We start from the raw sequence: 24,089 nt of genomic DNA, 5'->3' as shown, positions 1-24,089 counted from the left end.
TGTAACTGGTTTTTTTATCTTTTCAACTGTTTAGAGCTTTTTATTTAAAACTTTTCGGAAATTAAAGAAGGACAACCCAATGTTTCCTAAAACGAAACAAGCGGTTACCAGAAAAACAGAAGAATAGCCAAAACCATGGGCAACTGTTGACCCTACCATCGGTCCTAAAACTTGACCGAAATTACTACACATCTGATTGTAACTATAAACTCTACTTACGCCCTCCGTTGGCGTTATTTTACTAATTAACGTATTAATTGATGGCATTAATGCGCCTGTTGAAAAACCTAAAAGGAATCGTAAAACGCCTAACTGAAAAGGTGTTTGCACAAACGCCATGGGAATGTAACAAATAAAAGAAAGAATTAATCCGCCTAATAAAACTTTTTGGTTCCCAATGCGGTCCCCAATTTTTCCCAAAGTTGGAGAAGAAATAATTGCTGAAACGCCGGCAATCGAAACAATCAAACCACTAACAAATAATACATTCTCTGTATCGCCACTTAAAGATCGAATATATAGCGTTAAGATTGGGCTGATACTTGTAATTCCTAATTGTAAAATTAACGTAGTCACAAACAAACCAATCAATACTGAAACATGATCCATCTTACTAAAAATTTCTTTCGTCGTTAATAAATCCTTTTTCTCAACTGGTTGAAAATCTTCTTTAACTAAAAAGATAGTCAACAACGTTGTAATGAATAAAATAACGCCGGTAATAATAAAGACATTTTCCATTCCAAACCACTGTGCCAACGCACCGCCAATCGATGGCGCAATTAACGTCCCAGCAATTGCACCTGTTGATAATGTTCCTAGAGCCCAGCCATTTTTCTCTTTTGGCGCCTGCGACGCAATCATCGCTGTTGCGTTAGGAATATAGCCGGATAAAATCCCGTTCATAAAACGCATAATCAGCAGCCAGTATACATTAGGGACAAACGCTAACGCCCCCATTGTGATCGTCATTCCTGCTGCAGCCCGAATCATCATAATTTTCCGACCTTTTCGATCAGCTAAATTTCCCCAAATCGGCGCAACAATCGCAGCAGCAAATGCCGTGACAGAAATTGCCAATCCAGAAAACAACTCTACTTGACTCTTAGGCGTCCCTAATTGTTCAACATATACTGGAATAAACGGCATAACTAAGCTAATACTCGCCCCTGTAAAAAAGCAACCAATCCATGCGACTAATAAATTCTGCTTCCATTTTATTTTCATACTTTTATCCACCTTATCACCTCTTCACCTACCACTATACTCTAAAAGAGTGAATCTCTCAAAAGAAAATTCTTTTAAAAAAAAGTCTGGCAGACCGGTCAAAACGACCAATCTGCCAGACTTCTTAACACTTGGGCTTAAGATAAATAGCTGAATAAATGCAACACCTTCGAAGCTAACCGCTGTTATCTCAGCCTCACTTCTGTTTACTATAAAATAGCTAAGATTACAAAGTTTAAGATAAACAACGCATCAATGACCCAAATAATTGGTGAAACTTCTTTGGCTTTCCCTTTGACTACTTTCACCACTGCATAAAAGATGAACCCAGCAGCAATCCCATAAGAGATGCTATAACATAATCCCATGAAAATTGAAGCAAAAAATGCTGGAATCGCATCTTCTAAATCCGTCCAATTGATGTCTTTGAAAGAAGCTAACATCATAATTCCCACTAAAATTAACGCTGGAGCCGTAGCTTGTGCCGGCACAATAGCAATAAGTGGTGAAAAAAGACTACTTAGGGCAAATAGAATTGCTACCACTACCGATGTCAAACCTGTTCGACCACCCGCACCGATTCCTGCTGCACTTTCTACATAAGTTGTCGTATTCGATGTACCAAAAATCGCACCGATAGATGTTGCAATAGCATCTGCAAATAGAGCTTTGTCCATTTTAGTGCTAAAACCCTTACTATCTTCTAAAGCTAATTCATCTTCTTTAGAGAAAATTCCTGTTCGACGTCCCGTACCAATAAATGTTCCAATTGTATCAAACGTATCTGATAAACTGAAGGCAATAATGGTCATTAAAACTTGAGGAATTTTTGAAGAATCGCTAAACAATGACTGTAAGCCCTCAGCACCAAAAGCAGCGCCAAAAGTTGTACCTAATTCTTGAAATGAATTGCCCAACGAATTAGCATGCCAATCAACCGAAGCAGTGTCTACCACCCCCATTGGAATTGCGACTAACGTAGTAACCACGATGCCAATTAAAATAGCCCCACGAACATTGGTGACAACTAAAATCGTTGTTAAAACTAACCCAATTACCGCCAAAATAATAGCTGGATTATCAAAATTTCCTAAAGCGGGCACGATACTCGAACCATTCACAACACCATTTTGAGGTTCTGCTTGTACTGTGAAACTTAGTAAGCCAGCATTTTTCAACCCTACATAAGCGACAAAAATTCCAATCCCACCACCAATAGCATGTTGTAAACTCTCTGGAATTGCTTTAATAATCATTTTGCGAATTTTTGTCACTGTAATCAAAATATTAATCAAACCACAAATAAAAACCATTGCTAATGCTTGTTGCCAAGTATACCCCATCCCAAAAACGACCGTAAACGTGAAGAAAGCATTGAGTCCCATTCCCGGTGCTTGAGCGTAAGGTACATTAGCAAACAGCCCCATAATTAATGTACCGATGATTGAAGCAATAATGGTCGCTAAAAAAACAGCCTGAAAAGGCATCCCTGTTTCTGAAAGAATGGACGGATTAACAAATAAAATATAACTCATTGCAAAAAAGGTCGTAACCCCCGCCATTATTTCAGTTGATACCGTTGTCTTGTTTTCCTTTAATTTGAAAAACGTATTCATAATTGCACTTCTCTCCCTTAAAATCCATGTTTTCGAATAATTACTCTTTGATTATAAGAGAATCGCTATCTTTTTACAACAAAATATTAACTATTATATATATTTATCTATATAATGTTCGTATTTTGCGGATATAAAAAAAGAAAAAGCTTTACATTGCTTCTTCTTTTCCTAATAATTGGATTAGCCCAAACAACAGCATCTGTAGAAACATCATTAATAAAATAAACATTAATTTTTGAAGGGACCAGTCAAAAAAGATAATTTTCACTGTTTCAATTGGATTCATAAAAAGATAGACACTGTGTAATCGATCAAAACGTCCAACATAAATCGCCAAAGCAGACAAGAAATGAAGGCTGGCTTGAAAGCCTATAATTGTTCTATAGCCGCAATAACTTTGCAATTTCTGGCTAACAGTTGTTACTGTTTTCATCCCTAAAAGTCCATATATAACAATCCCGCTAGTTAAGCAAACAAACGCCCACCAATCACCAATTTGGTTTGCAAAAATCGTATTAAAGCCTCGATAAATAGATAGCGTTTCTAAATGAAAAAAATCCGTAAATAGGTACGGCGCATTAGGATAAAAAATTAACCAAGCAAAACCTATCAACCAATCCCTTTTACGTTTTTCTGCGTTTAAAAGATAACTAAGTTCAATTGGAATATAGGCTAACAACACGTTCAACGCCATAAAATGAAAATGCGTAGCAAATAACCACATATAGATACAATAGATTAAGGTGATCACTCGTAAATAATTTCTAGAATTTTTCAAGATGCTCTGCGCTCCTTTTTCAAACGGTTTATTTTAGTGTAGCATGCTTCTTAAGCTTTTTTTTAAACCTTATAAATGAACATACTTCTCCCCTTGATAATCTTCGGTTTTATGCTAGACTGAGTAAAAGGCATTTAGGAGGAATTTTTACTTGAAAAAATTAATTGCTATTGATTTAGACGGCACAACATTAAATGCACAGTCTTTAATCAGTCCAAAAACCGAACAAACACTAAAAAAAGCGATTGACAACGGTCATTACGTCAGTATTGCCACTGGACGTCCCTATAGAATGAGTCATCAATTTTACCAACAACTTGGCCTAACGACCCCTATGGTTAACTTTAACGGCGCTTTAGTTCACATTCCAGAGAAAAAATGGGACTTGGAAAGCGAAGCCAATATTGAGCGTGACCTAGTCTTTGACATTTTGGCACAGAAAAAAGAATTACAATTAGATTTTGTTGCTGCTGAAAACAAAGAAACATTTTATATCGATACGTTAGATGGGTTCGATCCGAAATTTTTTGCTTCCAAAGCAACCTTAGATAATTTACTTAATGCTAAAAATTTACGAACCAATCCTACCTCAATGATGGTTCGGACCACGCCAAACCAAGCTGAAAAAGTTGCTGATACATTGACAAAACAATATGGTGATTATATTGATGTCCGCACTTGGGGCGGTCCAATGCCTATTTTAGAAATGGTCGCAAAAGGAATTCAAAAGGCCCATGGCGTTGATCAAGTGGCGAACTTTTTATCTGTCAAACCAGCTGATATCATTGCTTTTGGCGATGAACATAATGACGAAGAAATGTTAAGTTATGCTGGTTGGGGTGTTGCTATGAACAATGCCACGGATAAAATTAAATCCGTAGCCAACGATGTCACTGAAAAAACAAATGATCAAGATGGTTTAGCAGATTACTTAGAAAATTATTTAGATCTATAAAAGGCTAAAATAAAAGTATTTCTTTAAAAAGAACTCACTTTGGTTTAGCTGATAATCTTAAGATTACAAAAGTAGGGCATAAGTCGAAACGACTTATGCCCTACTTTCGTTTTTCTTATTCCTTCAATGAATTTTGAAACGTGCTGATTTTTTCAGCCAATCTTTGATAAGTAGTAAAAGACGGATGCTGTAGCTCTTGTTCTTCGTTAACGGATAAAGTTTGTTGTGTCGTAATGGCCTTTGTTAGTGCATCTACAAAATGAATAAAAGAATTGTTGGTTTGTTTATTATATCCTGGTGAATAATATTTCGATTGACGATAAAAAGGCCGCAGGGCTGTTTCTGTGATTTTTTCCTGTTCATCTGAAAAGTATTCATCATAGCTGACATGTTTTATTTTCTGCTCTTCTGTTATCACTTGAAGTCGACCGATTAGGCCATTACCTAAATCTTCTGCGTAACCGATATACGTTTCTTTCGATGGCTCTTTTAGCCAAGTGTCCATCTCTGCTGCTAAAGGCATTAAACCTTCACGCGCAGAAGTTGATGAACCGCGTACCGTATAAAAATTACCTGTGACACGATTTTCGTCACGCATTTGTTTTTCTACATAAGTAATACCATTAACAACGGTGACTAACGTATCGTCTGTACGCGTGTTGCTTGCTTGAAATTCAGGATAATCCGACAGGCGTTTGTTGACACCCGAATAGCGTGTATCGTAATAAGGATCACTAGCAAACTCTGTAAACTCAACATTCAGAATCCGTTGCGTTTCAGGTTCCGTAATAATCTCTACAATGCCGTAATTTCCGCCAGTAAATACACCTTCATTTTTATAATAGTTACCCGTCATTAATCCCAAAGGCGGTTGATTGGACCAAAACATTTTTTCCTTTTTTTCTTCTGGTGTATATTTTGCTGGTGGGGTTGTCCCAAATGTCGTTTGTGTGGCCCCTGTAACCACTTCGTACGTGTATTCATGAGAATCAAAAGTTAATTGATTAGCAATCAGTTCGTCATTTTTAGTCGGCGCTTGTTTTTCCACCGCAGAAGTCGTTTGATTGGTGACGGTAACTTGCTTCACTTGCTTTGTCTCTTGCGGTCCACTTGTTGTTTGTTTCGTTGACTCTTGATCTGGCGCACAACCAACCAAAATAAATAATCCGATAAAAACCAACATTCCTTTAATATGTTTCATTCACTTTTCTCCTTTTTATAAACGCTTAATTTCCTCTTATCTCCAGTGTAGCAAACATTTATAAACCAAAACTGACGGAAAAATGAATAAATAATAAACAAAAACGCTAAGTCTCCTGCAGCTTAAGAGACTTAGCGTTTTTTTATTTAATTGCTTGGCGCTTTTGGCGCAACCACTCTTCTTTAATGTGTTCAGATAGGCGAATCATTCGTTTACCAACTTCACTATATTGGTTAGTAGCTAAATTGGCTAAAGAAATTCGAACTGACCATTTGTCACTCCCGAAAGCATCCGCTTTTAAAAGCATTAATTTTTCTTTTTCTGCTAAAGAGGTTAATACTTTTGTGATCGTCCACGATTTCGTTAAATAACTTGAAAATTCTGGGCCATAACGTTTTTCTGTCCAGTCTCTAAAGTTAATTTCACAATAGTATGCTGTATTTAAACTTGCTAAAGGCTCTTCAATGCCTAAGGTGCGAAACAAGAGCTTTTCACGCGTATGACAAATATCCATCACTTCGTCTTTATATGCTTGACCGTCTTTTAACAAAGCATACAAACTAAATAAAGCCATCATCGCTTGCTGAATAGAAGAAAGTCCCGCTGCATGGTTCAACGCAATATCGCGGCTGTCTGCGACCAAGCGGCTGATAAAGTTAATTTGGCTTGTGTCTGCATTCAATGTAGCATAACGTGCCTGTAATTCTATTTTTCGAGCCACTGGCAATTCTTTTAATAATTGATCAAAGATGTTCTCTTGGCTGACCGCAATGGTCCCCACACGCCAACCGGTAGCGCCAAAGTATTTAGAATAAGAATAGATACAAGCTGTATTGTAAGGTAACTCCGTAAATAATGAACGGAAAGCTGGCACAAAGGTTCCGTAAACGTCATCTGTTAAAATCATTAACTTAGGGTTATCCGCTGCAACGATTTGTTTGATTTGTTCAATGGTAGGTTTTCCCATAGCATTAGCAGTTGGATTGCTGGGATTTACGACAAAAACCGCTTTGATGGACGGGTCTTTTAGTTTATCAATTTCCTTGTTTGAGTATTGATACGTCGTTTTTCCATCAATAATCATTTGCTCTGCTTTGATTTTAACTACGTCAAAATCATAACGTGGTAGTTCTGGAATTTCTAGATAAGGAGCAAACGTTGGTAATAACAACGCAATACGATCACCTTTTTCTAGTAAATAATTATTTGCCAACGTATCAAACAAGTAACAAATCCCTGCTGTACCACCTTCAACGGCAAAAATATCAAAGGGTTGTGCTTCACTGGAAAATAATTCTTGATTTAAATATGCTTTAATCGGTTGTTCACACGCCTTCAAGCAACGAACAGGATTCGGATAATTATCCCCAATCACATAGTCTAACATGGCATCTAACCACATTTCCTTATCCATCCCAAAATAGTTATGCTCTGCTGTCCAAATTTCTTGTAAGAAGGTTGCCCCTTTGCTAGGATTTTCTGCTAAAAAGTTTAAGAAGCGTTGCGTTCTACCAAAACTTGGCTGAATCATACCAGCCGTTTGTTCGCTCCCCTCTCTTAAGGTTTCTTTTGTAGCAAATTGACCTAATAAAAAAAAGGCTTCCCTTGGTGTTGGCGCCGTCCAATTAGGATTGCCTCGCCCTGCATTTAGCAATGTTTCTAAATTATGATTTTCTTCATGTAATTTCTTCTCTAAAAATAGACTTAATTCAAACGGACTAAGGTTTTCTGTCAATTCATCACTTGTTATCATTTTATCCTCCTGAAGCACACACAGTCATTTAGTATTTAGTATGTAGTCTATACTACTCTTCTACCTCCAGATGTCAACCATTTAAGCGGAATATTCTGACAATTAATAAAAAAGAAACAATCCTTTATAAAAAATAAAGGATTGCTTCTTTTTTGCTGATTAACCAAAGAACCGTTGCATCTCAATTTTTGCTGATTGGACAGAATCAGAAGCATGGATTAAATTTTTGGTGACAGACAACCCATAATCCGCTCGTAAGGAGCCACTTTCAGCATCTAACGGATTCGTTGCTCCAACTAATTTACGCACTTTTTTAACCACATTGTCCCCTACAACGACCATCACAACCACTGGGCCACTTGTCATATAGGCTAATAATTCAGGGAAAAATAGTTCATCTTTTAAATGCTCATAGTGTTCCTTCACTGTTTCTACTGTTAGTCGTTCGAATTTAAGGTGCAATAAGTCAATACCTTTATCTTCAAAACGTTGAATGATTTTGCCAACTAACTTTCGTTCAACGCCATCTGGCTTAATAATTACTAAACTTGTTTCCTTCATTTTTTCTTCCATCCCTTTCAAAACTTCCTTTTGCCCTTTCCCAAGGGGTAGCTACAGAATAAAATGAAAGCGGATACTTTGTCAATGATAAATTTTCTTTTCCTTTTGATTAAATAAAAAATTAAAGATTATTCACAAGGTTTGTGAATTGTTCTTTCAGTTCTGTATTACTTGTTTCTTTTAAAAACAAATAAGGTTGCTCTTCTACTGGCTGTTCTTTACTCACATAAACTTTGGCTTCACCATTCACTAAAGTAAATAAATAGACATGCTTCTGGGCAACTTGTGTCGCACTGTCAGAGTATACTGCCACCAGACAATAACCCCCTTCGTTGCCAGTTTCTGACCAATTTAACCAAATGGGATTGTTCCCAATAGCTGGTTGTATTTTAGGTTCATAACTCAATAAATCATCAGGCACTTGAATCGTGTAAAAAGCTACAGAGTGACCTGGTTGGTACGCTTGATAGTTCTGATTGCGTTCTTGACCCCAGGTTTCCATGTATTGTCCTAACTGTTTTGCTTTTTGCTGATTCCAAATCGTCCCTTCTTCTGTAACTAATTCAGTTAATTCTTGTGTTTGCGTTGTTTGCTCTAATTCCAACGCCGTGGTTTGACTAACTTCGGTTGCTGAAATTGCTCTTGTTTCTTCAGTATTTACATTGTTTGTTTGTACGGTTCGCACTTTCTGTGATTCCTCTTTCGATTTTTGCCAACCACAGCCAGATAAAACGCTTCCAACAACCGCTATCATAATAATCCCGTTTAGTTTCATTCCTTAAACTCCTGTTTTTATTTTTATTCTATCGAAATAAACCTAAAATCTCAATCCCTTTCTTTGGATAGTTGAAAACCATTTGGGAACTAGTAATTCTCCACAATTATAGTCCTCTAGTAATTGTTGGTATTGCTGTTCCATAGTCCTGATTTCTTTTTCACCAAAGCTCAGTGCCCAAACTAAAGAATAGAGTCCTGCGTGAAAAGTATAAAGCTTTTGAAACTGCCAAAATAAGGTAGGAACTTTCCCAGCAAAATAACCTTGTAATTGACCATAAGCAAACAATGGCGAAACCTTTCTTGAAAAAAATTGTAACTTGTAAAATTCTTCATAAGGATCCCCAAAATCCCATCGATTAAAATCAATCACACCGACCTGCCTAGTTGGCAAGTAAATAAAATTTCCCACATGGAAATCTCCATGCTGATAAACCACAGGCCGTTGTTGCAATAATGGTAATTGTTTTTCTAAATATGAAATTATTGGCTGCTGGTACGGCATACAAAATTGAGATTCCTTATACTTATTTAGTTGGCTCTGCTTTTTTTCGTATAAATTTTGCGCAATCTCTCTTTGACTAATCCTTTCAGGCAACAAAAGCTTATGGATTTTGTTTAAATAGCGGCCCGCTTCTACGCCTAAGTTCAGTTGTCTTTTGGGAGAAAGAGCGGGTAAAACATCGCTTAAGTCTTCACCTTCTAGATACGTTAATAACATGTATCCTTGTTCACTTTCAGGAATAGGTGCACATAAAAAAGGTTTAGAACTGGGAAATCCTAACGCCGCTACTTTTTTGATAAATTGATATTCTTGTTGTTTGGCTAATAACTCTTCTTGTTGAAAAATTCGCAATAAAAAGGTTTCTTGATTTTTGGTAACTTTAAACTTTAAATCAGTTGACCAACCACGGTGAATAGCTTCAACTTTTTGCCATTGCTGAAACGCTGGAATCTTCTCAAACGCCCTCATTACTTTCGCCTCCATTTCCCTATTGGTTTTAGTATACCAAAGAAAAAAGGCTGGAGACAATTGGGGATAAATTGTCTCCAGCCTTCACTGGTTATCATTTTCTAGTTTTCCTTATATAAATCGTTCCACTCGTTACTAAGAAAGCTCCTCCTAAAACAATCCAGAAAGTACTAGGTACTTCTGCACCTGCTTTTGGTAATACTTTTTTGGGAAGCTGTTCTTGTTTCCCAATCATACTTTTATTAGAAAAAGCATGCGTACTTTCTGTTGATTTGGTTCCCTGATTTACTGATGAATTCAGCGAATTATCTAAGGATGACTCACTAGTAGTTTTTCCAGCTTTGTCTGGGTTTTGGTTTTGGTTTTGATCTTTTCCTTCGATTGGTCCTTCACTTGTTTTTGTTTCTTTGTCTTTGTCTGGTTCGCCGCTTGCATCTGGTTCTTTGTCTTTGTCTGGTTCGCCACTTGCATCTGGTTCTTTATCCTTATCTGGTTCGCCACTTGCATCTGGTTCTTTGTCTTTTTCTGGTTCTTCTACATGTGGTTGATTTATCTTGTGGTTATTTTCAAATAAAGCACCTAATTGTAGCAATGTTCGGTCTTCATTTAATGCACTATTAAATTGAATCCCCAAAGGCAGTCCTTCTTTTGAAACGTAAGTTGGTACACTTAATGCTGGATGTCCAAATAAATTTGCTTGTTGTGTAAACGGTGTATATGTGAACGCCGTCAGCCATTGGTCATAAATCAATTGTTTTTGTTCTGCTGGTGACAATTGATCAATTCTTTCCATCTGCGCTGCATGTTCTGGCTTTAGTAACGGATTATCAATACTAGGTGCGGTGGCAGCCGTCGTTGGTGTTAATAAGATAGGATACTGTTGATAAAATTCGTCCATCGCTTGTGCTTGTAAAGCAATATCTGTCCAAGCCGCAGTTGTCTCTTCACTCGTTATATTTTTTCCTGTTTGAAAAAGCGCCCATGTTAACAGTTCTACATCATTTCGTTCAAGCGGTCTTTTCAATTTCTGCCGCGCCATAAAATCGGCAATTCCTGCTGAGCCAGCAGCTACAGTATAATAATTTTTCATTAGACGTTCCCCATCAACAGGGTGCTTCACTTCAACCAATGTGTACCCTTGGTCTTTTAAAAAAGCAACAGCTTCAGCGACCGCCTCTTTTGCTTCGGCACTTACAGGCGTTCCGGCAGGGGATTCTGTTGTATAAGCAATGGGTTGCGCTTGACTTAAATGTCCCGCAGGAAGATCTTTTTTGGTTAATAAGGTTTCAAATAATGCATTTGTATCTGCCACGGTTCGACTTAAACCAAAGTGAACAGTTTGACCTTTTACACTATTAGAATTACCAATGATTACTCCTCTAGAAGGTTTCAAGCCTACGGTGCCTGTCCAAGAAGCAGGGATGCGGATAGAGCCACCAGCATCACTTCCAGAAGCAATGGGAACAAATGCCGCGGCGACACTAGCACCCGCTCCGCCTGAAGAACCACCTGAATAATAGTTAGGATTCCATGGATTGACGGAAACGCCATATAACTTTGAATCTGAAATATTCTTCCAACCTAATTCTGGATAATTCGTTTGACCAATGATTATGAATCCGGCATTTTGTAGTGCTTTGACAAAGGTCGATGTCCCACCAGCTACTTGATTTTGGAGAAAACCAAAACCGTTCGTGTTGCTTTCACCTTTCAAGGATTGTCCTAACCCTTTTAGTAAGAGCGGCACACCTAGAAATGGTTGACCTGTATCTTGTAAAGCTTTTGCTTCTGTCAAAGCCGCTTCTTCTCGTAAAGTAATGACCGCATTTAATGTAGGATTTTCACGTTTAGTGATGGCCAACGCAATTTTTACTAATTCTTCGCTCGTCACCTTTTTTTCTCTTACTAAAGTTGCTAACTCCAGTGCAGTTGCTTGTTTATAATCTGCTTCTGAAAAAACACTCTCTGCAGAAACAGCTTTTCCATCTGTATCACTATTTTGTATCTCATTTGTGGTTTCAGTGGTTACTGCAACCACATTTCCGCTACTGCTTTCGGCGATTGCCGAAGAGGATTCTTTTTCCTGCATCACCGTTTGGCTAGTAGTTTCAGATTCCAAGTTAGCTACAGTCTGACTGGTTTCTGTTGTTACTGATTCCGTCTCTGTTTGAACGGTTGTTTCTAGTATACTTTCTTGTGCCAACATTGGTACCCCTACCAGTGTTTGGCTAATTAATAAAATAATCCCTAACTTTTTGAACAAAATCGACTTCTTCATAAGTCACATCCTTTATCTATTAATACAGTTAAAAAATCTGTATTACTTATAGCATAAATGAAAGCGATTAAAAAGTAAAGTTCTCTTGAAAATTCCAATGTTCAACTTTTAGGCTAGGTTCTTTTTATATGCTAAAATAGAATAGAAACGGAGGTTTTTTAATGGAATGGATTGAAATTAAGCACGCAACACAAAATAATTTGAAGAATATCTCTGTCAATATCCCTAAAAAACAACTAACTGTTGTTACTGGACTTTCGGGTTCAGGAAAGTCCTCCTTAGTATTTGACACATTAGCTGCTGAATCACGTCGTGAACTAAATGATACATTTAGTTCGTTTGTTCAAAATTACTTACCCAAATATGGTCGTCCAGAAGTTGAAAAAATCGAGAATCTTCCTGTTGCAATTGTCATTGACCAGAAAAAAGTAGCAGACAATTCTCGTTCGACAGTGGGAACGTATACAGATATTTATACGTTTTTACGTTTGTTGTTTTCACGAGCAGGTTCTCCATTTGTTGGTTATTCAGATACTTTTTCGTTTAATCATCCGGATGGAAAATGTCCAACATGCGATGGCTTAGGAAAGATTACCGAAATCAATCTTCATCAGCTAGTTGATTATGACAAATCATTAAACGAAGGGCCTATCGATTTCCCCACATTTACAGTTGGCAACTGGCGGTGGAAGCGTTATGCCCATAGTGGTCTATTTGATTTGGATAAAAAAATCAAGGACTATTCTCCTGAAGAGTTAGCATTATTTTTATATGCTCCACAACAAAAACTAGCTAATCCACCCAAAGAGTGGCCTCATACAGCTTTGTATGAAGGAATCGTCCCGCGCATGCAACGTAGCATATTGCATACAGACGAAGGTAAACGTCATCAAAAATACCTTAATCACTTTGTTACCGTAAAAAGATGTCCTGATTGTTTAGGAAGTAGAGTCAATGAACGTGTTCGTAGCTGCAAAATTAATCAAAAAAGTATTGCTGATGCTGTTGACATGCCACTCACTGAATTACATTCTTTTATTCGTTCGATGGGCCTTTCCTTAATAAAAAATATTCAAGAAGAGCTACTTGTACGTCTAGAAGCATTAATTAATATCGGTCTCTCCTACCTCACATTAGGACGAGCAACTGAAACACTTTCTGGTGGTGAAGCACAGCGGATTAAAATTGCTAAGTATGTAAACAGCGCCTTAAACGATATTATGTATATTTTAGATGAACCAAGTGCTGGCTTACATCCAAAGGACATCGAACGGATCAGTCGTGCGTTGCTCAATTTAAAAAATAAAGGAAACACCGTGGTTCTGGTGGAACACAATCCACAATTAATTAGAGAAGCTGATTTTATCATCGATATAGGACCTTTCGCAGGCGAAAATGGTGGCCATGTCCAGTTTTCAGGAACGTATGACGCATTTTTAGCCTCCAAAACCTTGACTAGTCAAGCGCTTCAAGAGCCGCTCCTTTTAAACGTCCAACCAAGAAAAGCAAGGAAGTCTTTAACAATCGAACATGCGACAATGCATAATTTAAACAATCTATCTGTCGAAGTTCCGTTAGGAGTTTTGACTGTTATTTGTGGGGTCGCTGGTTCAGGTAAATCATCATTAGCGGAAGAAATTTATCAAAAAGCCCAAGCTGATAACCAAGAAATTATTCATCTTTCACAAAAAAGCATTACCGCAAATTTACGATCCACACCAATGACCTATCTCAATATTTTTGATAAGGTCCGCAAACTGTTTGCGGAAGAAAATCATGTTAGTCCAGCTTTATTTAGCTATAATTCCAAAGGCGCCTGTCCTACTTGCAAGGGGAAAGGAATAATTGTCTCCGATATGTCTTTTATGGAGGATGTTACTAGTATTTGCGAAACCTGTCACGGAACGCGTTACAAAGAAGAGGTGCTTCATTATCTGTACAACGGAAAAAATATCGTTGAAGTACTAGCTTTAAGCGTTAAAGATGGCTATGATTTTTTCAAAGACCAGCCTTTTGCTCTTTCATTAAAAAATTTACTGGAAGTTGGCTTAGGCTACCTTAAACTCAATCAATCGCTCTCAACATTATCTGGTGGCGAATTGCAAAGGGTAAAATTAGCAGACACACTTCACCAAAAAAAAGCTATCTATTTAATGGATGAACCTACAGATGGCTTACACTTAATTGATATCCAACAAAGTCTTCAACTTTTCAATCGAATGGTAGAAGAAGGAAACAGCTTGATTTTATTAGAACATCACATTGATGTGATTAAAAGTGCCGACTGGTTGATTGAACTAGGTCCCGAAGGTGGAGAAAATGGCGGACAGCTTCTTTTTACAGGAACCCCAGCAAATATGTTAAATTCCACTCACTCTATTACTAAAGGCTATCTGTAAAATAAAAAGTACAAACGGTGCAAGCAACAAGCACCGTTTGTACTTTTTTTATTTCAACCCAACTTCCATCTTCACAGGTTGGTGATCTGTATATTTAAATTGTTCGTCCTTTGTTTTCACGCTATGAACAGCCACATTATCAGAAACAATAAAACCATCAATTACATACACTTGGGATGTTTCATAAGAGCCAGTGTAAGGCTTATTAAGCACCCGCACAGTCGGTTGTTGATCATCATAAGCAAGTGAAAAATGTTTAGGTAAGTCTGCAGGATCAATTTCTCCTGGTGCCCAACCAGCTTCCCCTAGGTCAGGATATCGATGACTGCCTTTGAAAACTTGATTAAAGTCACCTCCAGCAATTACATAGTTTCCTTTAGCGTATTCTTGGGATAATACGTCAGCTAACTTTTTGCTTTGAGCAATCTTCCCTTCCCCATTGTCATAGGCTTCCAAATGTAAGTTAAAAACCACTAATTCTTTGTCTGTGCCTTTAATTGGAAAGCGCGTTTCTAGAAGCGCTCGTTTTAAGTTACTAATGCTAACGGGCCAATGAAAGGGATTGGGTAAAGCAATGCGTTTGGCCTCTGTTATTTTTTCATTTGATAATGTTAATAAACCACTTTCTACTCGTCCAATCGGCGGCCAAGGAATGGGCACATAATCTACCTTAAAATTATAAGCAAATGCGCTGTTCAGCTGTAGCTGTTTTTGTAATTCTTCCTCTTGATTGACTTCATAAGAACGTTGCGAGCGACGATCGACTTCTTGGAATAAGTAAATCATCGCTGGTAAATCTTTCAAGGTTTCTTCAATGCCTGTTAAATTCTGTTGAACCATTGCCTTATTAACTGGTTGGACAGTTTTGCCACCGTCCATAAAAAAATCTTCTGTTTGTCCTAGGCCGGCATAGCCAAGGTTATACGTGACTAAAGAAATGGATTGCTTTTTTTCGATGGTTTGCTCTGAAAATTGTTTATTTATAGCAACTGGTTCAACCGCTCGTGGTCGAAACTCTCGGAAGGTTAAATATCCTATCAAAATTAAAGCTATGCTTAAAAGAAGGACCATCAAGCTACCGAGATATTTAAAAAAATTTTTCATTGATTCCGATGTTCCTTTCACATTATGTCAAACCAAAAGTAGCAATTATCTTCGTTGCTACTTCTTCTGGTGTCATGTTTGAATTATTTATTTTCGTTATTTTTACATTTGGAAATGTACTTTCTAGTTCACCTTCGTGGCTTACTAACCGATGTTCTTTGAAGGTATTGAGTAATTCTTTTCGAGAAAAGTCGACATCGCGTTTTGAAGGTTTTGCCTCTAGCCGCTCTGGATGAACATTCCGTTCTAGGCGGATTTCTGTTGAAGAGACGAGTTCGACGAAATAAACGGACTCATGTTTACTAAGAAAAATTTCTGATATTTCTTCTAAAAATTGAAAATCCTGTTCTTGATCAAAAGCAATCACCACTGTAAAAATAATGTTTTTTGTTGTATTTGTGGCTGGATTTTCGACAAAGGCATGAAAAAGTTCCTTTCTAACTGAATCAGACAATTGAAACGCACGTTCCGTATACCCAAGATAGTTTGCAAATAAGTCAATGGTTTGATGATTAAATAGTAATTTAGCATCTAACTGCTTTTCTAAAGCCTTGCCAACGGTCATTTTCCCGACAGCTTGGGCACCAATTAAAACGATTAAAGACATCAACTTTCCCTCCTCTACTCTAATTTTTAGGTGGCTATCTTCTACTATATCACACTATATTACAACACCTTACAAAACTGTTCGGAAAATTTTCTGTTTTTTATTACAAAAAAAAGACAAAAGACTCTATAATGAGAGAGGACTCGATTGATTATAGATGAGATAGGTGACGGAGAATGGCAATAGAAAAATATTTTGAAACAATAGATGGCAGTCAAATTTTTTATCAAATTTTTGGCAAAGAAACAAATTATCCCCTTGTGTTACTTCATGGTAATGGCAATGATCATACTTTTTTTAATTATCAAATTTCTTATTTCTCCAAGGAGTATCAAGTTATTGCGGTGGATACCCGCGGACATGGCCGTTCCACCAATACACAAAGTCAATTAACTTTTCCGCTTTTGGCAGAAGATTTAGCTGGTATTATTCAACAAGAACACTTAACAAAAATTAATTTATTGGGCTTTAGTGACGGAGCAAATATTGCCATGGTTTTTACCCATTTATATCCTGATTTCGTCAACAAACTCGTCTTAAATTCTGGAAATGTCACCATGTCTGGTCTGAAAAAATATGTAACGATTGCCACTTATTTTCAATATTGGTTTTGTCGTATTGGCGCCTTTTTTTCAAAAAAATTGCGCGCACGGCTCCCTATCGTGGCTCTGTTATTTGAAGATACTGGACTGACAAAACAAGATTTAGAACACATCCCCTGTCCTACTCTTGTTATTACTGGCAGTCGAGATTTAATTGCGCTTTCCCATTCACGGGCGATTGCTGATGCCATTCCTGCTGGCAAATTGGTCTTGGTAAATAAACAAGGTCATTTATTTGCCAAAAACTCACCAGATATTTTTAATAAAACAATCGAAAAATTCTTAAAGGAAATGAAGGTGTCTAAATGAAACAAATTATTCATTGGATCAAAACGCATACAGGATTACTAAAAACACTGTTTGTTATTGCGGTCTCAATTATTGTTGTTGCCCAACTTTTATCAATTGGTAAAACGATCTCATTTGAACAGTTAAAACAGATTTTTGATGAGATTCCGCTATGGAAATTGTTATTGATGATGGTTATCGGTTTAGTTTCCGTTACTCCGATGCTAAATTATGACTTAACATTAAATCGCATTTTAAACTTGAAAGTCTCAAAACGGGAACTCCTTGAATCTAGCTGGATTGTCAATACCATCAATAATATTGGTGGATTCGGTGGTTTGGTCAGCATGGGACTTCGTTCTGAATTTTATGGAAATAAAACAGAGGAAAAGAAAATTTTACCTGCGTTAACCCATATTTTACTTTTTGTGTTATCCGGTCTATCTATTTATAGTATTCTTTGCTTTTTCCTTGTTCAGTTTGATCCAAAGATGGCTTATTTACAGCAATATTGGATTTGGTTATTAGGTGGCGGTCTTTATTTCCCGTTACTTTATCTTATTTTACATTTCCAAAAAAATAGTTCCTTTGGTAACCTCGATGCAAAAAATCGCTTATCTCTAGTTGTTTCTTCGTTTTTAGAATGGACAGGTGTTTTAATTACCTTTATCAGTATTGGTTACTTATTAGATGTACCGATTCCTTTAATTGATATTGTTCCTTTATATGTAGCAGCTTCGATTATTGGGATTGCTTCGATGATTCCAGGGGCTTTAGGTAGTTTTGATGTCATGATGATTTTAGGACTGAGCAACTTAGGTGTCGATCGTGAAATTATTGTTTTGTGGTTATTGCTCTATCGTTTATTCTATTATATTATTCCTTTCTTAATTGGCTGTTTGTTCTTTACAAAACACTTAAGCCAAAAGTTGGATACTCATTATCGTCAACTGCTAAAACAAATTACTTTGGAAATTGCCCACAAGCTGGAAGTGGTTTTACTTTATTTTTCAGGAATCATGATGGTGCTCCTAGCCACTATTCCAGAAGCCTTCACTCAAGTGCATTGGTTAAGAGATATTAACCCCTTCCGTTCACATATTATTATTCAAATTCCGAGTATTGTTTTAGGCTTTGCATTATTAATTATGGGACGTGGGATTGCTGATCGTGTTAAAAGAGCCTATTATCCAACGATTATTTTATTAATTGGTGCTATCTTGTATTCATTTGTTGTTGACTTTAGTATGTTTTCCATTTTCTATTTAGCTATTTTATTATTTATCGTTATTTTTTCAAAATCAGAATTGTACCGTGAACAACTGGTTTACTCTTGGGAGTGGATGACGATTGATGGGTTTATCTTTGGCTTGTTGACTTTGTTATACCTGGTAATTGGTGTTTATAATTTACCGAACTTCCCACACCATCGTCATCATTTTGTGGAATTTTTCTTGTTCCCTTCCGAACGGATTTGGTTGTCAGGATTTATCGCTATCCTCTTAGTTATGAGTTTTAACTTTCTATTTGTTCGCTACCTCCAAGGGAAAAAACACCAAGTTGGTGAGTTTCCAGAAGATAGTATCTTGCATAATATCTTAACAACTTATGGCGGGAATATTGACAGTGAACTTGTCTTTCTTCATGATAAACAGGTTTTCTTATATCCCAAAGAAGAACCGACTGTCTTTTTACAATTCAACACCATTAATAATAAATGCGTTGTGATGGGCAACCCTTCTGGGAACAAAGAAGATTTTCCTGCGGCGATTGATGCATTCCTTAAAGAAACAGATCGTTTCGGCTATGTACCCGTCTTTTACGAAACCAATGAGGACAGCGTGATGTTACTACACGAATATGGCTACGAATTTATCAAAATGGGCGAAGAAGCCTTAGTTAATCTAGAAACATTTACGATGTCTGGGAAAAAATTCAAAGGTACCCGCGCAGTGTTTAATAAAATTACCAAAGTCGGCTATTCATTTGACGTACTCCAACCTCCTTTTAGTGCCGAACAAATGCACGAATTAAAAGCTATTTCGGATAGTTGGTTAGACAATCGAAAAGAAAAAGGCTTTTCACTAGGATTTTTCGATGAAGCGTATCTTCAAAGAAACCCAATTGCTGTTGTCCGAAATGCTGAAGGAGAAATGGTCTCTTTCGCTAATATCATTCCTAGTTACACAAATGAAGTTGGTACCATCGACTTGATGCGTCACCATAAAGAAAAAGCCCCTTCTGGAAGTATGGATTTCCTATTTATTCATTTATTTGAATATATGAAAACAGAAAATATTCATTATTTCAATTTAGGGATGGCTCCGTTAGCCAACGTTGGTCAATCAAGAAAAAGTTTTATTCAAGAACGGATTGCTGCGTTAATTTATGAATTTGGTTCAGAAATCTACTCCTTCCAAGGATTACGCGAATACAAGGAAAAATTTGCTAGCAAATGGCAACCCCGCTATACACTTTATTCTAAAAGTAGTTGGATTGTCTACGTGATGATCGCTTTACTCATTGTCGATCAAAAAAATATTGACTAACAAAAAGAAGCCCAATTAAGTATAAAAAGCTTGGCAACTTCACTGAAATTTAGTGAGGTTGCCAAGCTTTTTAATTTCTTTCATCTAGTTTTTCTTTAATTAAAAAGGCTGTTTCTTCGACAGATTTTGCGGTTACATCAATCACTGGGATGCCATACTTCGCAAAAATTTCTTCAGCATAAGCTAATTCTTGTTCAATCCGTTCAACATTGGTATAACTGGTCTCATTACCTAAACCTAAGGAAGCCAACCGACTGCTACGAATCTGTCCTAATGTTTCTGGTGAACAAACTAAACCAATCATTTTTTGTGGATCCATTTCTTCCAAAATTGGCGGCAATGGAACTTCTGGAATTAATGGTAAGTTAGAAACGCGGTAGCCTTGATTCGCTAAATACATACTGACTGGCGTTTTTGAGGTCCGCGAAACGCCTAACAACAATATATCAGAATCAAGAAACCCTTGAGGATTTTTGCCATCATCATATTTTACAGCAAATTCAATCGCTGAGATTTTATCAAAATAGGCACGATCTAGTTGGTGGCGTCGTCCAGGCTCTTCAATAGGATCTACTCCGGCTTTCGCTTGAATTAATTCAAAAAATGGCGCCATTAAATCTAAATATAACAACCCTGTTCGTTCACTAAATTCTTTCGCCGCTGTGATTAGTTGTTTACTGACTAATGTACTGACAACTAAGGCTTTATCTTTTAAGGCATCTTTTAAAATCTCTAATAATTCTTCTTCTGTTGTGACAAAAGAAAAATTGTATCGATTAAGAAAAGAAATATCTGGATATTGTGCGCTTGCTGCAGCTAACAATTTTTGTGATGTTTCTCCAAGTGAATCGGAAATAGTATAAACAATGATTTCTTTTTTCATAATTAAGCTCCCTTATCTGTTTTGTGCGGCTTCTTTCGCTTGTTGCGTAATATAGGTTAAAATTTTCGTTTTCGTAATTTTTCCAATAACTTTTTTGGGATTTTCTTTTTCAACGACTGGCAAAGAATCCACTTCGTATTTTTGCAAAGTGTCAGCAGCTTCAAGAATAGTAAATTCTGGTGTGCAGGTTTTCACATGTGGCACTCTTGTCATACAAACAGCAACAGGTGTGCCATCAATATTTGTATTTAAAGAGGCTCGTAATAAATCTTTTCGTGACAAAACCCCTAATAATTCTTTTGCTTCATCCATGACATAAAGAGAACCGACATCATACATAAACAAGTTGGTAATCGCATCTCGAATTGAGGTGTCTTGGGCAACCATCAATGGTGGACTCATAATCTCCTGAACTTTTGTTTGAAAAACATCAAAAAAGAAAAAAGCCTCCATATTATCACTTTCGTAAGTATAACCAACTTTCGGACTTGCTTTTAAAATTCCTGAAAGTGTTAAAAAAGACAAATCAGAACGCAATGTCGCACGTGAAACGGCTAGTATGTCCGAAATGCGTTCACCACTAACTGGCTGATGCTCTTTTACAACAGCGATAATTTGCTCTTGTCGTTTACTTAATTTCATCATTTCCTCCTCAATTCCTCTTAAACAAATTGTGCATTCGCTTACAATTATACACATATTTATTGTTTTTTCAACATATTGACAAGAAACTTTTTCTATTGACAAACTTATTTCCGTCTATTATGATGTTTATTGAACATATAAGACACATATTAAACGGAGGTCACGCATGAAAAAGTTTATTTATTCTTTTAACGAAACACACAATGAAGGTAAAGAGACTCTTGGTGGTAAAGGGGCGAACTTGGCAGAAATGACACGCTTAGGTTTGCCGATTCCGCAAGGATTCACGATTACAACCCGTTGCTGTATGGACTATTTGGCAGATGCTACTTTCTTTGAAGAACACTTACAATCAGAAATTTTGAAAGCGGTTAAAAACTTAGAAACTGAAACAGGCAAATCTTTTACCGCGGACAATGAGATTCTCTTAGTTTCTGTTCGCAGTGGTGCTGCCTTCTCGATGCCTGGTATGATGGATACTATTTTAAATTTGGGTTTAAATGATCAACGTGTGAAAAAATTTGCGACCTTAACCTCTCCTGGTTTTGCTTTTGACTGTTATCGTCGACTTATTCAAATGTTTGGAGACGTCGTCTATCACATTCCCAAAGAATTATTTGACCAACAAAAAGAGCGCTTGGAACAAGAGCTAAACAAAAAAATTACCGCTTTTCAAGAAGCAGATCATTTCGCCTTGATTGTCCGCTACCAAGAAGTTTTTGAACAACATCAGGTGGTCTTCCCGCAAGACCCTGTCGCACAACTTTTTGAAGCAATCAAAGCTGTTTTTGATTCATGGAATAATCAACGTGCGGTGGTTTATCGAAACTTACATCATATTGCACATGATTTAGGTACAGCTGTCAACATTCAAGAAATGGTTTTCGGCAATCGTGGACTAGACAGTGGCACTGGCGTTGTTTTCACTAGAAATCCGGTCACAGGGGAAAATCAATTGTTTGGAGAGTTTCTTTTGAACGCGCAAGGAGAAGATGTAGTGGCTGGTATTCGGACGCCAGAACCCATTCGTCGTTTACGTTTGACTATGCCAAAAGTTTATCAAGATTTTCGCCATTACGCAGAACTGTTAGAATATCATTATCGTGACATGCAAGATATTGAATTTACCATTGAAAATGAAAAATTATATATTTTACAAACAAGAAACGGGAAACGAACCGCCGCAGCTACGGTTAAAATTGCTTTAGACTTAGCCAAAGAAAATCGCATTACTAAACAAGAAGCACTGTTGCGTGTGACACCTGATACGATTGATCAATTAATTCATCCCGTGTTTGATCAAGAGAAACGACAACACATGGAACGCTTAGCTATGGGACTTCCTGCTAGTCCTGGTGCAGCAAGTGGCCAAATTGTTTTTACAGCAGAAAAAGCCAAAGAACTGACCAATCTAGGAAAGAAAGTCATTCTTGTTCGTCAAGAAACTTCACCAGAAGATATTGAAGGCATGGTTGTAAGCGAAGCAATTGTGACCAGTCGTGGCGGAATGACTTCTCATGCCGCTGTGGTCGCACGAGGAATGGGAACTTGCTGTGTGACTGGTTGTGAAAGTTTAACCGTCAATGAAGAAGCCAAACAACTACACTGCGGGCCACAGGTCATCTTAGAAGGAACAATCATTTCCGTCGATGGCTCAACGGGGGAAATTTATCTTGGCGAAATTCCTACAATTTCTGCTGATAATAACGATGACCTTCAAGAGCTCTTGTCTTGGGCAGATGCATATGCTGATTTAACTGTTCGTGCCAATGCAGAAACTACACAAGATTTAGAGACTGCTATCCGTTTTGGCGCAGCGGGGATTGGTTTAGCGCGAACAGAGCATATGTTTTTCGGTGAAGAGCGTGTCTTGGAAATGCGTCGCCTGATTTTAGCAGAGTCTGAAAAGGAAGCAACCTATGCGTTGGAGCAACTTCTTCATTTTCAACAGGAAGACTTTTATCAAATGCTGAAAGTAGTTCAAGACAAACCCATGGTGGTCCGCTTGTTAGATCCGCCGATGCATGAGTTTTTACCTCATGAAAAGAATGATATTCAATTATTGGCGAAGCAACTACAACGGTTCCCGGTGACCATCGCCAAACAAATTGAACGGTTACAAGAAACCAATCCAATGTTGGGCCATCGTGGTTGTCGCTTAGGTGTGACCCAACCACAAATATACAAAATGCAAGTTATAGCCTTATTTACTAGTGCCATTCGATTAGTCAAAGAAGGAATTACTGTTTATCCAGAAGTGATGATTCCTCTAATCGCCGAAAAAGAAGAACTTCTCTATCTCAAACGCATTTTAAAAGAAACGATTGACGGTCTCTTTGAAGAACATAAAATGACTCCTTTCCCTTACGAAATCGGGACAATGATTGAACTACCTAGAGCTTGTCTGATTGCGGATCAGTTAGCAGAAGAAGCAGACTTTTTCAGCTTTGGAACAAATGATTTAACACAAATGACCTATGGTTTTTCTCGTGATGATATCGGTAAATTCATTAATACGTATCGGGAAAAGAAAATCATTACCCAAGATCCGTTTCAATCACTAGATCAAACAGGTGTTAGTCAACTGATTCAATTAGCTGTAGAGAAAGCGCGTCGCACTAAACCAAACATGAGTATTGGCGTATGTGGAGAAGTCGGTGGTGATCCGCAATCCATCACATTTTTCCAAACACTTGGCCTAAACTACATCTCTTGCTCACCTTATCGGGTACCTATTGCGAAACTCGCAGCTGCCCAAGCCAAAATTTTAACCGAACCGGCTGTGACTGAAGAACAAATGGTCCTTCTTTAATTTAACGTGTGTAACAAATGATTCATCCTTACAAGATAAAAAGTGCTAGGAACATCAGTCGAAACGATTGATGTTCCTAGC

General features: G+C 37.4%; 18 protein-coding genes. 5 read left to right on the top strand and 13 right to left on the bottom strand.

Annotated elements, in window-relative coordinates; translation table 11 throughout:
* Positions 1–30 precede the first annotated feature (30 nt).
* The 3 genes from IGJ41_RS04225 to IGJ41_RS04215 form a co-directional block, all read right to left on the bottom strand.
* The gene (locus tag IGJ41_RS04225; protein ID WP_002381323.1) at positions 31–1,227 is read right to left on the bottom strand and encodes a multidrug efflux MFS transporter; all 1,197 of its coding nucleotides are present in this window, start codon (positions 1,225–1,227) and stop codon (positions 31–33) included.
* A gap of 209 nt (positions 1,228–1,436) precedes the next feature.
* The gene (locus tag IGJ41_RS04220; protein ID WP_010816394.1) at positions 1,437–2,843 is read right to left on the bottom strand and encodes an NCS2 family permease; all 1,407 of its coding nucleotides are present in this window, start codon (positions 2,841–2,843) and stop codon (positions 1,437–1,439) included.
* A gap of 151 nt (positions 2,844–2,994) precedes the next feature.
* Complete coding sequence (locus IGJ41_RS04215) at positions 2,995–3,570, bottom strand: DUF1361 domain-containing protein (RefSeq protein ID WP_002383440.1); 576 nt, start codon at positions 3,568–3,570, stop codon at positions 2,995–2,997.
* A 205-nt stretch (positions 3,571–3,775) separates the two neighbouring features.
* Between IGJ41_RS04215 and IGJ41_RS04210 the strand changes: the two genes are divergently transcribed.
* A complete protein-coding gene (locus IGJ41_RS04210) occupies positions 3,776–4,579 on the top strand; it encodes a Cof-type HAD-IIB family hydrolase (protein ID WP_002383439.1) in 804 nt (267 codons plus the stop codon).
* Positions 4,580–4,694: 115 nt separating this feature from the next.
* On the opposite strand, the gene IGJ41_RS04205 is transcribed toward IGJ41_RS04210, so the two are convergent.
* The 6 genes from IGJ41_RS04205 to IGJ41_RS04180 form a co-directional block, all read right to left on the bottom strand.
* Positions 4,695–5,780: a hypothetical protein gene (locus IGJ41_RS04205; protein WP_002419118.1), complete on the bottom strand. Its 1,086-nt coding sequence runs from the start codon at positions 5,778–5,780 to the stop codon at positions 4,695–4,697.
* Positions 5,781–5,922: 142 nt separating this feature from the next.
* A complete protein-coding gene (aspD, locus tag IGJ41_RS04200; RefSeq protein ID WP_104855471.1) occupies positions 5,923–7,533 on the bottom strand; it encodes an aspartate 4-decarboxylase in 1,611 nt (536 codons plus the stop codon).
* Positions 7,534–7,692: 159 nt separating this feature from the next.
* Entirely contained in the window at positions 7,693–8,106 is a 414-nt protein-coding gene (gene ndk / locus IGJ41_RS04195) for a nucleoside-diphosphate kinase (RefSeq protein ID WP_002419116.1), read from the bottom strand.
* A gap of 109 nt (positions 8,107–8,215) precedes the next feature.
* Positions 8,216–8,869 carry a DUF4767 domain-containing protein gene (locus IGJ41_RS04190; protein WP_002383434.1) on the bottom strand — a complete coding sequence of 218 codons (654 nt, stop codon included), beginning with the start codon at positions 8,867–8,869 and terminating at the stop codon, positions 8,216–8,218.
* 42 nt (positions 8,870–8,911) lie between these two features.
* Positions 8,912–9,856 carry an aminoglycoside phosphotransferase family protein gene (locus IGJ41_RS04185; RefSeq protein ID WP_162783057.1) on the bottom strand — a complete coding sequence of 315 codons (945 nt, stop codon included), beginning with the start codon at positions 9,854–9,856 and terminating at the stop codon, positions 8,912–8,914.
* 79 nt (positions 9,857–9,935) lie between these two features.
* Complete coding sequence (locus IGJ41_RS04180) at positions 9,936–12,119, bottom strand: amidase family protein (protein ID WP_438713927.1); 2,184 nt, start codon at positions 12,117–12,119, stop codon at positions 9,936–9,938.
* 161 nt (positions 12,120–12,280) lie between these two features.
* Between IGJ41_RS04180 and IGJ41_RS04175 the strand changes: the two genes are divergently transcribed.
* Positions 12,281–14,518: an ATP-binding cassette domain-containing protein gene (locus IGJ41_RS04175; protein ID WP_153853871.1), complete on the top strand. Its 2,238-nt coding sequence runs from the start codon at positions 12,281–12,283 to the stop codon at positions 14,516–14,518.
* A 48-nt stretch (positions 14,519–14,566) separates the two neighbouring features.
* Here IGJ41_RS04175 and IGJ41_RS04170 read toward each other — a convergent pair whose 3' ends face one another.
* Positions 14,567–15,622, bottom strand: coding sequence for an endonuclease (locus IGJ41_RS04170; RefSeq protein ID WP_153853870.1), 1,056 nt, complete (start codon positions 15,620–15,622; stop codon positions 14,567–14,569).
* 22 nt (positions 15,623–15,644) lie between these two features.
* On the bottom strand, positions 15,645–16,229 hold the full coding sequence (locus IGJ41_RS04165) for an AAA family ATPase (RefSeq protein WP_002364651.1): 585 nt from the start codon (positions 16,227–16,229) through the stop codon (positions 15,645–15,647).
* A 176-nt stretch (positions 16,230–16,405) separates the two neighbouring features.
* On the opposite strand from IGJ41_RS04165, the gene IGJ41_RS04160 reads away from it, so the two are divergent.
* Positions 16,406–17,140 (top strand): alpha/beta fold hydrolase, encoded by a 735-nt coding sequence (locus IGJ41_RS04160; RefSeq protein WP_002376208.1) that lies wholly within the window; start codon positions 16,406–16,408, stop codon positions 17,138–17,140.
* Positions 17,137–19,668, top strand: a complete 2,532-nt coding sequence (mprF, locus tag IGJ41_RS04155; protein WP_202564553.1) for a bifunctional lysylphosphatidylglycerol flippase/synthetase MprF — start codon at positions 17,137–17,139, stop codon at positions 19,666–19,668. Before IGJ41_RS04160 ends, mprF begins: the two co-directional genes overlap by 4 nt.
* A gap of 70 nt (positions 19,669–19,738) precedes the next feature.
* Here the strand turns inward: mprF and IGJ41_RS04150 are convergent, their stop codons facing one another.
* Positions 19,739–20,551, bottom strand: a complete 813-nt coding sequence (locus IGJ41_RS04150) for a pyruvate, water dikinase regulatory protein (protein WP_002355927.1) — start codon at positions 20,549–20,551, stop codon at positions 19,739–19,741.
* A gap of 12 nt (positions 20,552–20,563) precedes the next feature.
* Positions 20,564–21,193, bottom strand: a complete 630-nt coding sequence (locus tag IGJ41_RS04145; protein ID WP_002355926.1) for a helix-turn-helix transcriptional regulator — start codon at positions 21,191–21,193, stop codon at positions 20,564–20,566.
* A gap of 169 nt (positions 21,194–21,362) precedes the next feature.
* On the opposite strand from IGJ41_RS04145, the gene ppdK reads away from it, so the two are divergent.
* Positions 21,363–24,008, top strand: coding sequence for a pyruvate, phosphate dikinase (ppdK, locus tag IGJ41_RS04140; RefSeq protein ID WP_438713923.1), 2,646 nt, complete (start codon positions 21,363–21,365; stop codon positions 24,006–24,008).
* Positions 24,009–24,089 lie beyond the last annotated feature (81 nt).

This window comes from Enterococcus sp. DIV1537a, assembly GCF_051712085.1.
Lineage (GTDB): Bacteria > Bacillota > Bacilli > Lactobacillales > Enterococcaceae > Enterococcus > Enterococcus faecalis.
This window is presented reverse-complemented; position numbering and strand designations above follow the sequence as displayed.

Coding starts and splice junctions, on each gene's coding strand:
- aspD (WP_104855471.1), bottom strand. CDS start 7,533: ATGATAACAAGTGATGAATTGACAGAAAACCTTAGTCCGTTTGAATTA.
- ppdK (WP_438713923.1), top strand. CDS start 21,363: ATGAAAAAGTTTATTTATTCTTTTAACGAAACACACAATGAAGGTAAA.
- IGJ41_RS04175 (WP_153853871.1), top strand. CDS start 12,281: ATGGAATGGATTGAAATTAAGCACGCAACACAAAATAATTTGAAGAAT.
- IGJ41_RS04145 (WP_002355926.1), bottom strand. CDS start 21,193: ATGAAATTAAGTAAACGACAAGAGCAAATTATCGCTGTTGTAAAAGAG.
- mprF (WP_202564553.1), top strand. CDS start 17,137: ATGAAACAAATTATTCATTGGATCAAAACGCATACAGGATTACTAAAA.
- IGJ41_RS04205 (WP_002419118.1), bottom strand. CDS start 5,780: ATGAAACATATTAAAGGAATGTTGGTTTTTATCGGATTATTTATTTTG.
- IGJ41_RS04190 (WP_002383434.1), bottom strand. CDS start 8,869: ATGAAACTAAACGGGATTATTATGATAGCGGTTGTTGGAAGCGTTTTA.
- IGJ41_RS04185 (WP_162783057.1), bottom strand. CDS start 9,856: ATGGAGGCGAAAGTAATGAGGGCGTTTGAGAAGATTCCAGCGTTTCAG.
- IGJ41_RS04220 (WP_010816394.1), bottom strand. CDS start 2,843: ATGAATACGTTTTTCAAATTAAAGGAAAACAAGACAACGGTATCAACT.
- IGJ41_RS04215 (WP_002383440.1), bottom strand. CDS start 3,570: ATGTGGTTATTTGCTACGCATTTTCATTTTATGGCGTTGAACGTGTTG.
- IGJ41_RS04225 (WP_002381323.1), bottom strand. CDS start 1,227: ATGAAAATAAAATGGAAGCAGAATTTATTAGTCGCATGGATTGGTTGC.
- IGJ41_RS04160 (WP_002376208.1), top strand. CDS start 16,406: ATGGCAATAGAAAAATATTTTGAAACAATAGATGGCAGTCAAATTTTT.
- IGJ41_RS04165 (WP_002364651.1), bottom strand. CDS start 16,229: ATGTCTTTAATCGTTTTAATTGGTGCCCAAGCTGTCGGGAAAATGACC.
- IGJ41_RS04170 (WP_153853870.1), bottom strand. CDS start 15,622: ATGAAAAATTTTTTTAAATATCTCGGTAGCTTGATGGTCCTTCTTTTA.
- IGJ41_RS04180 (WP_438713927.1), bottom strand. CDS start 12,119: ATGAAGAAGTCGATTTTGTTCAAAAAGTTAGGGATTATTTTATTAATT.
- ndk (WP_002419116.1), bottom strand. CDS start 8,106: ATGGAAGAAAAAATGAAGGAAACAAGTTTAGTAATTATTAAGCCAGAT.
- IGJ41_RS04150 (WP_002355927.1), bottom strand. CDS start 20,551: ATGAAAAAAGAAATCATTGTTTATACTATTTCCGATTCACTTGGAGAA.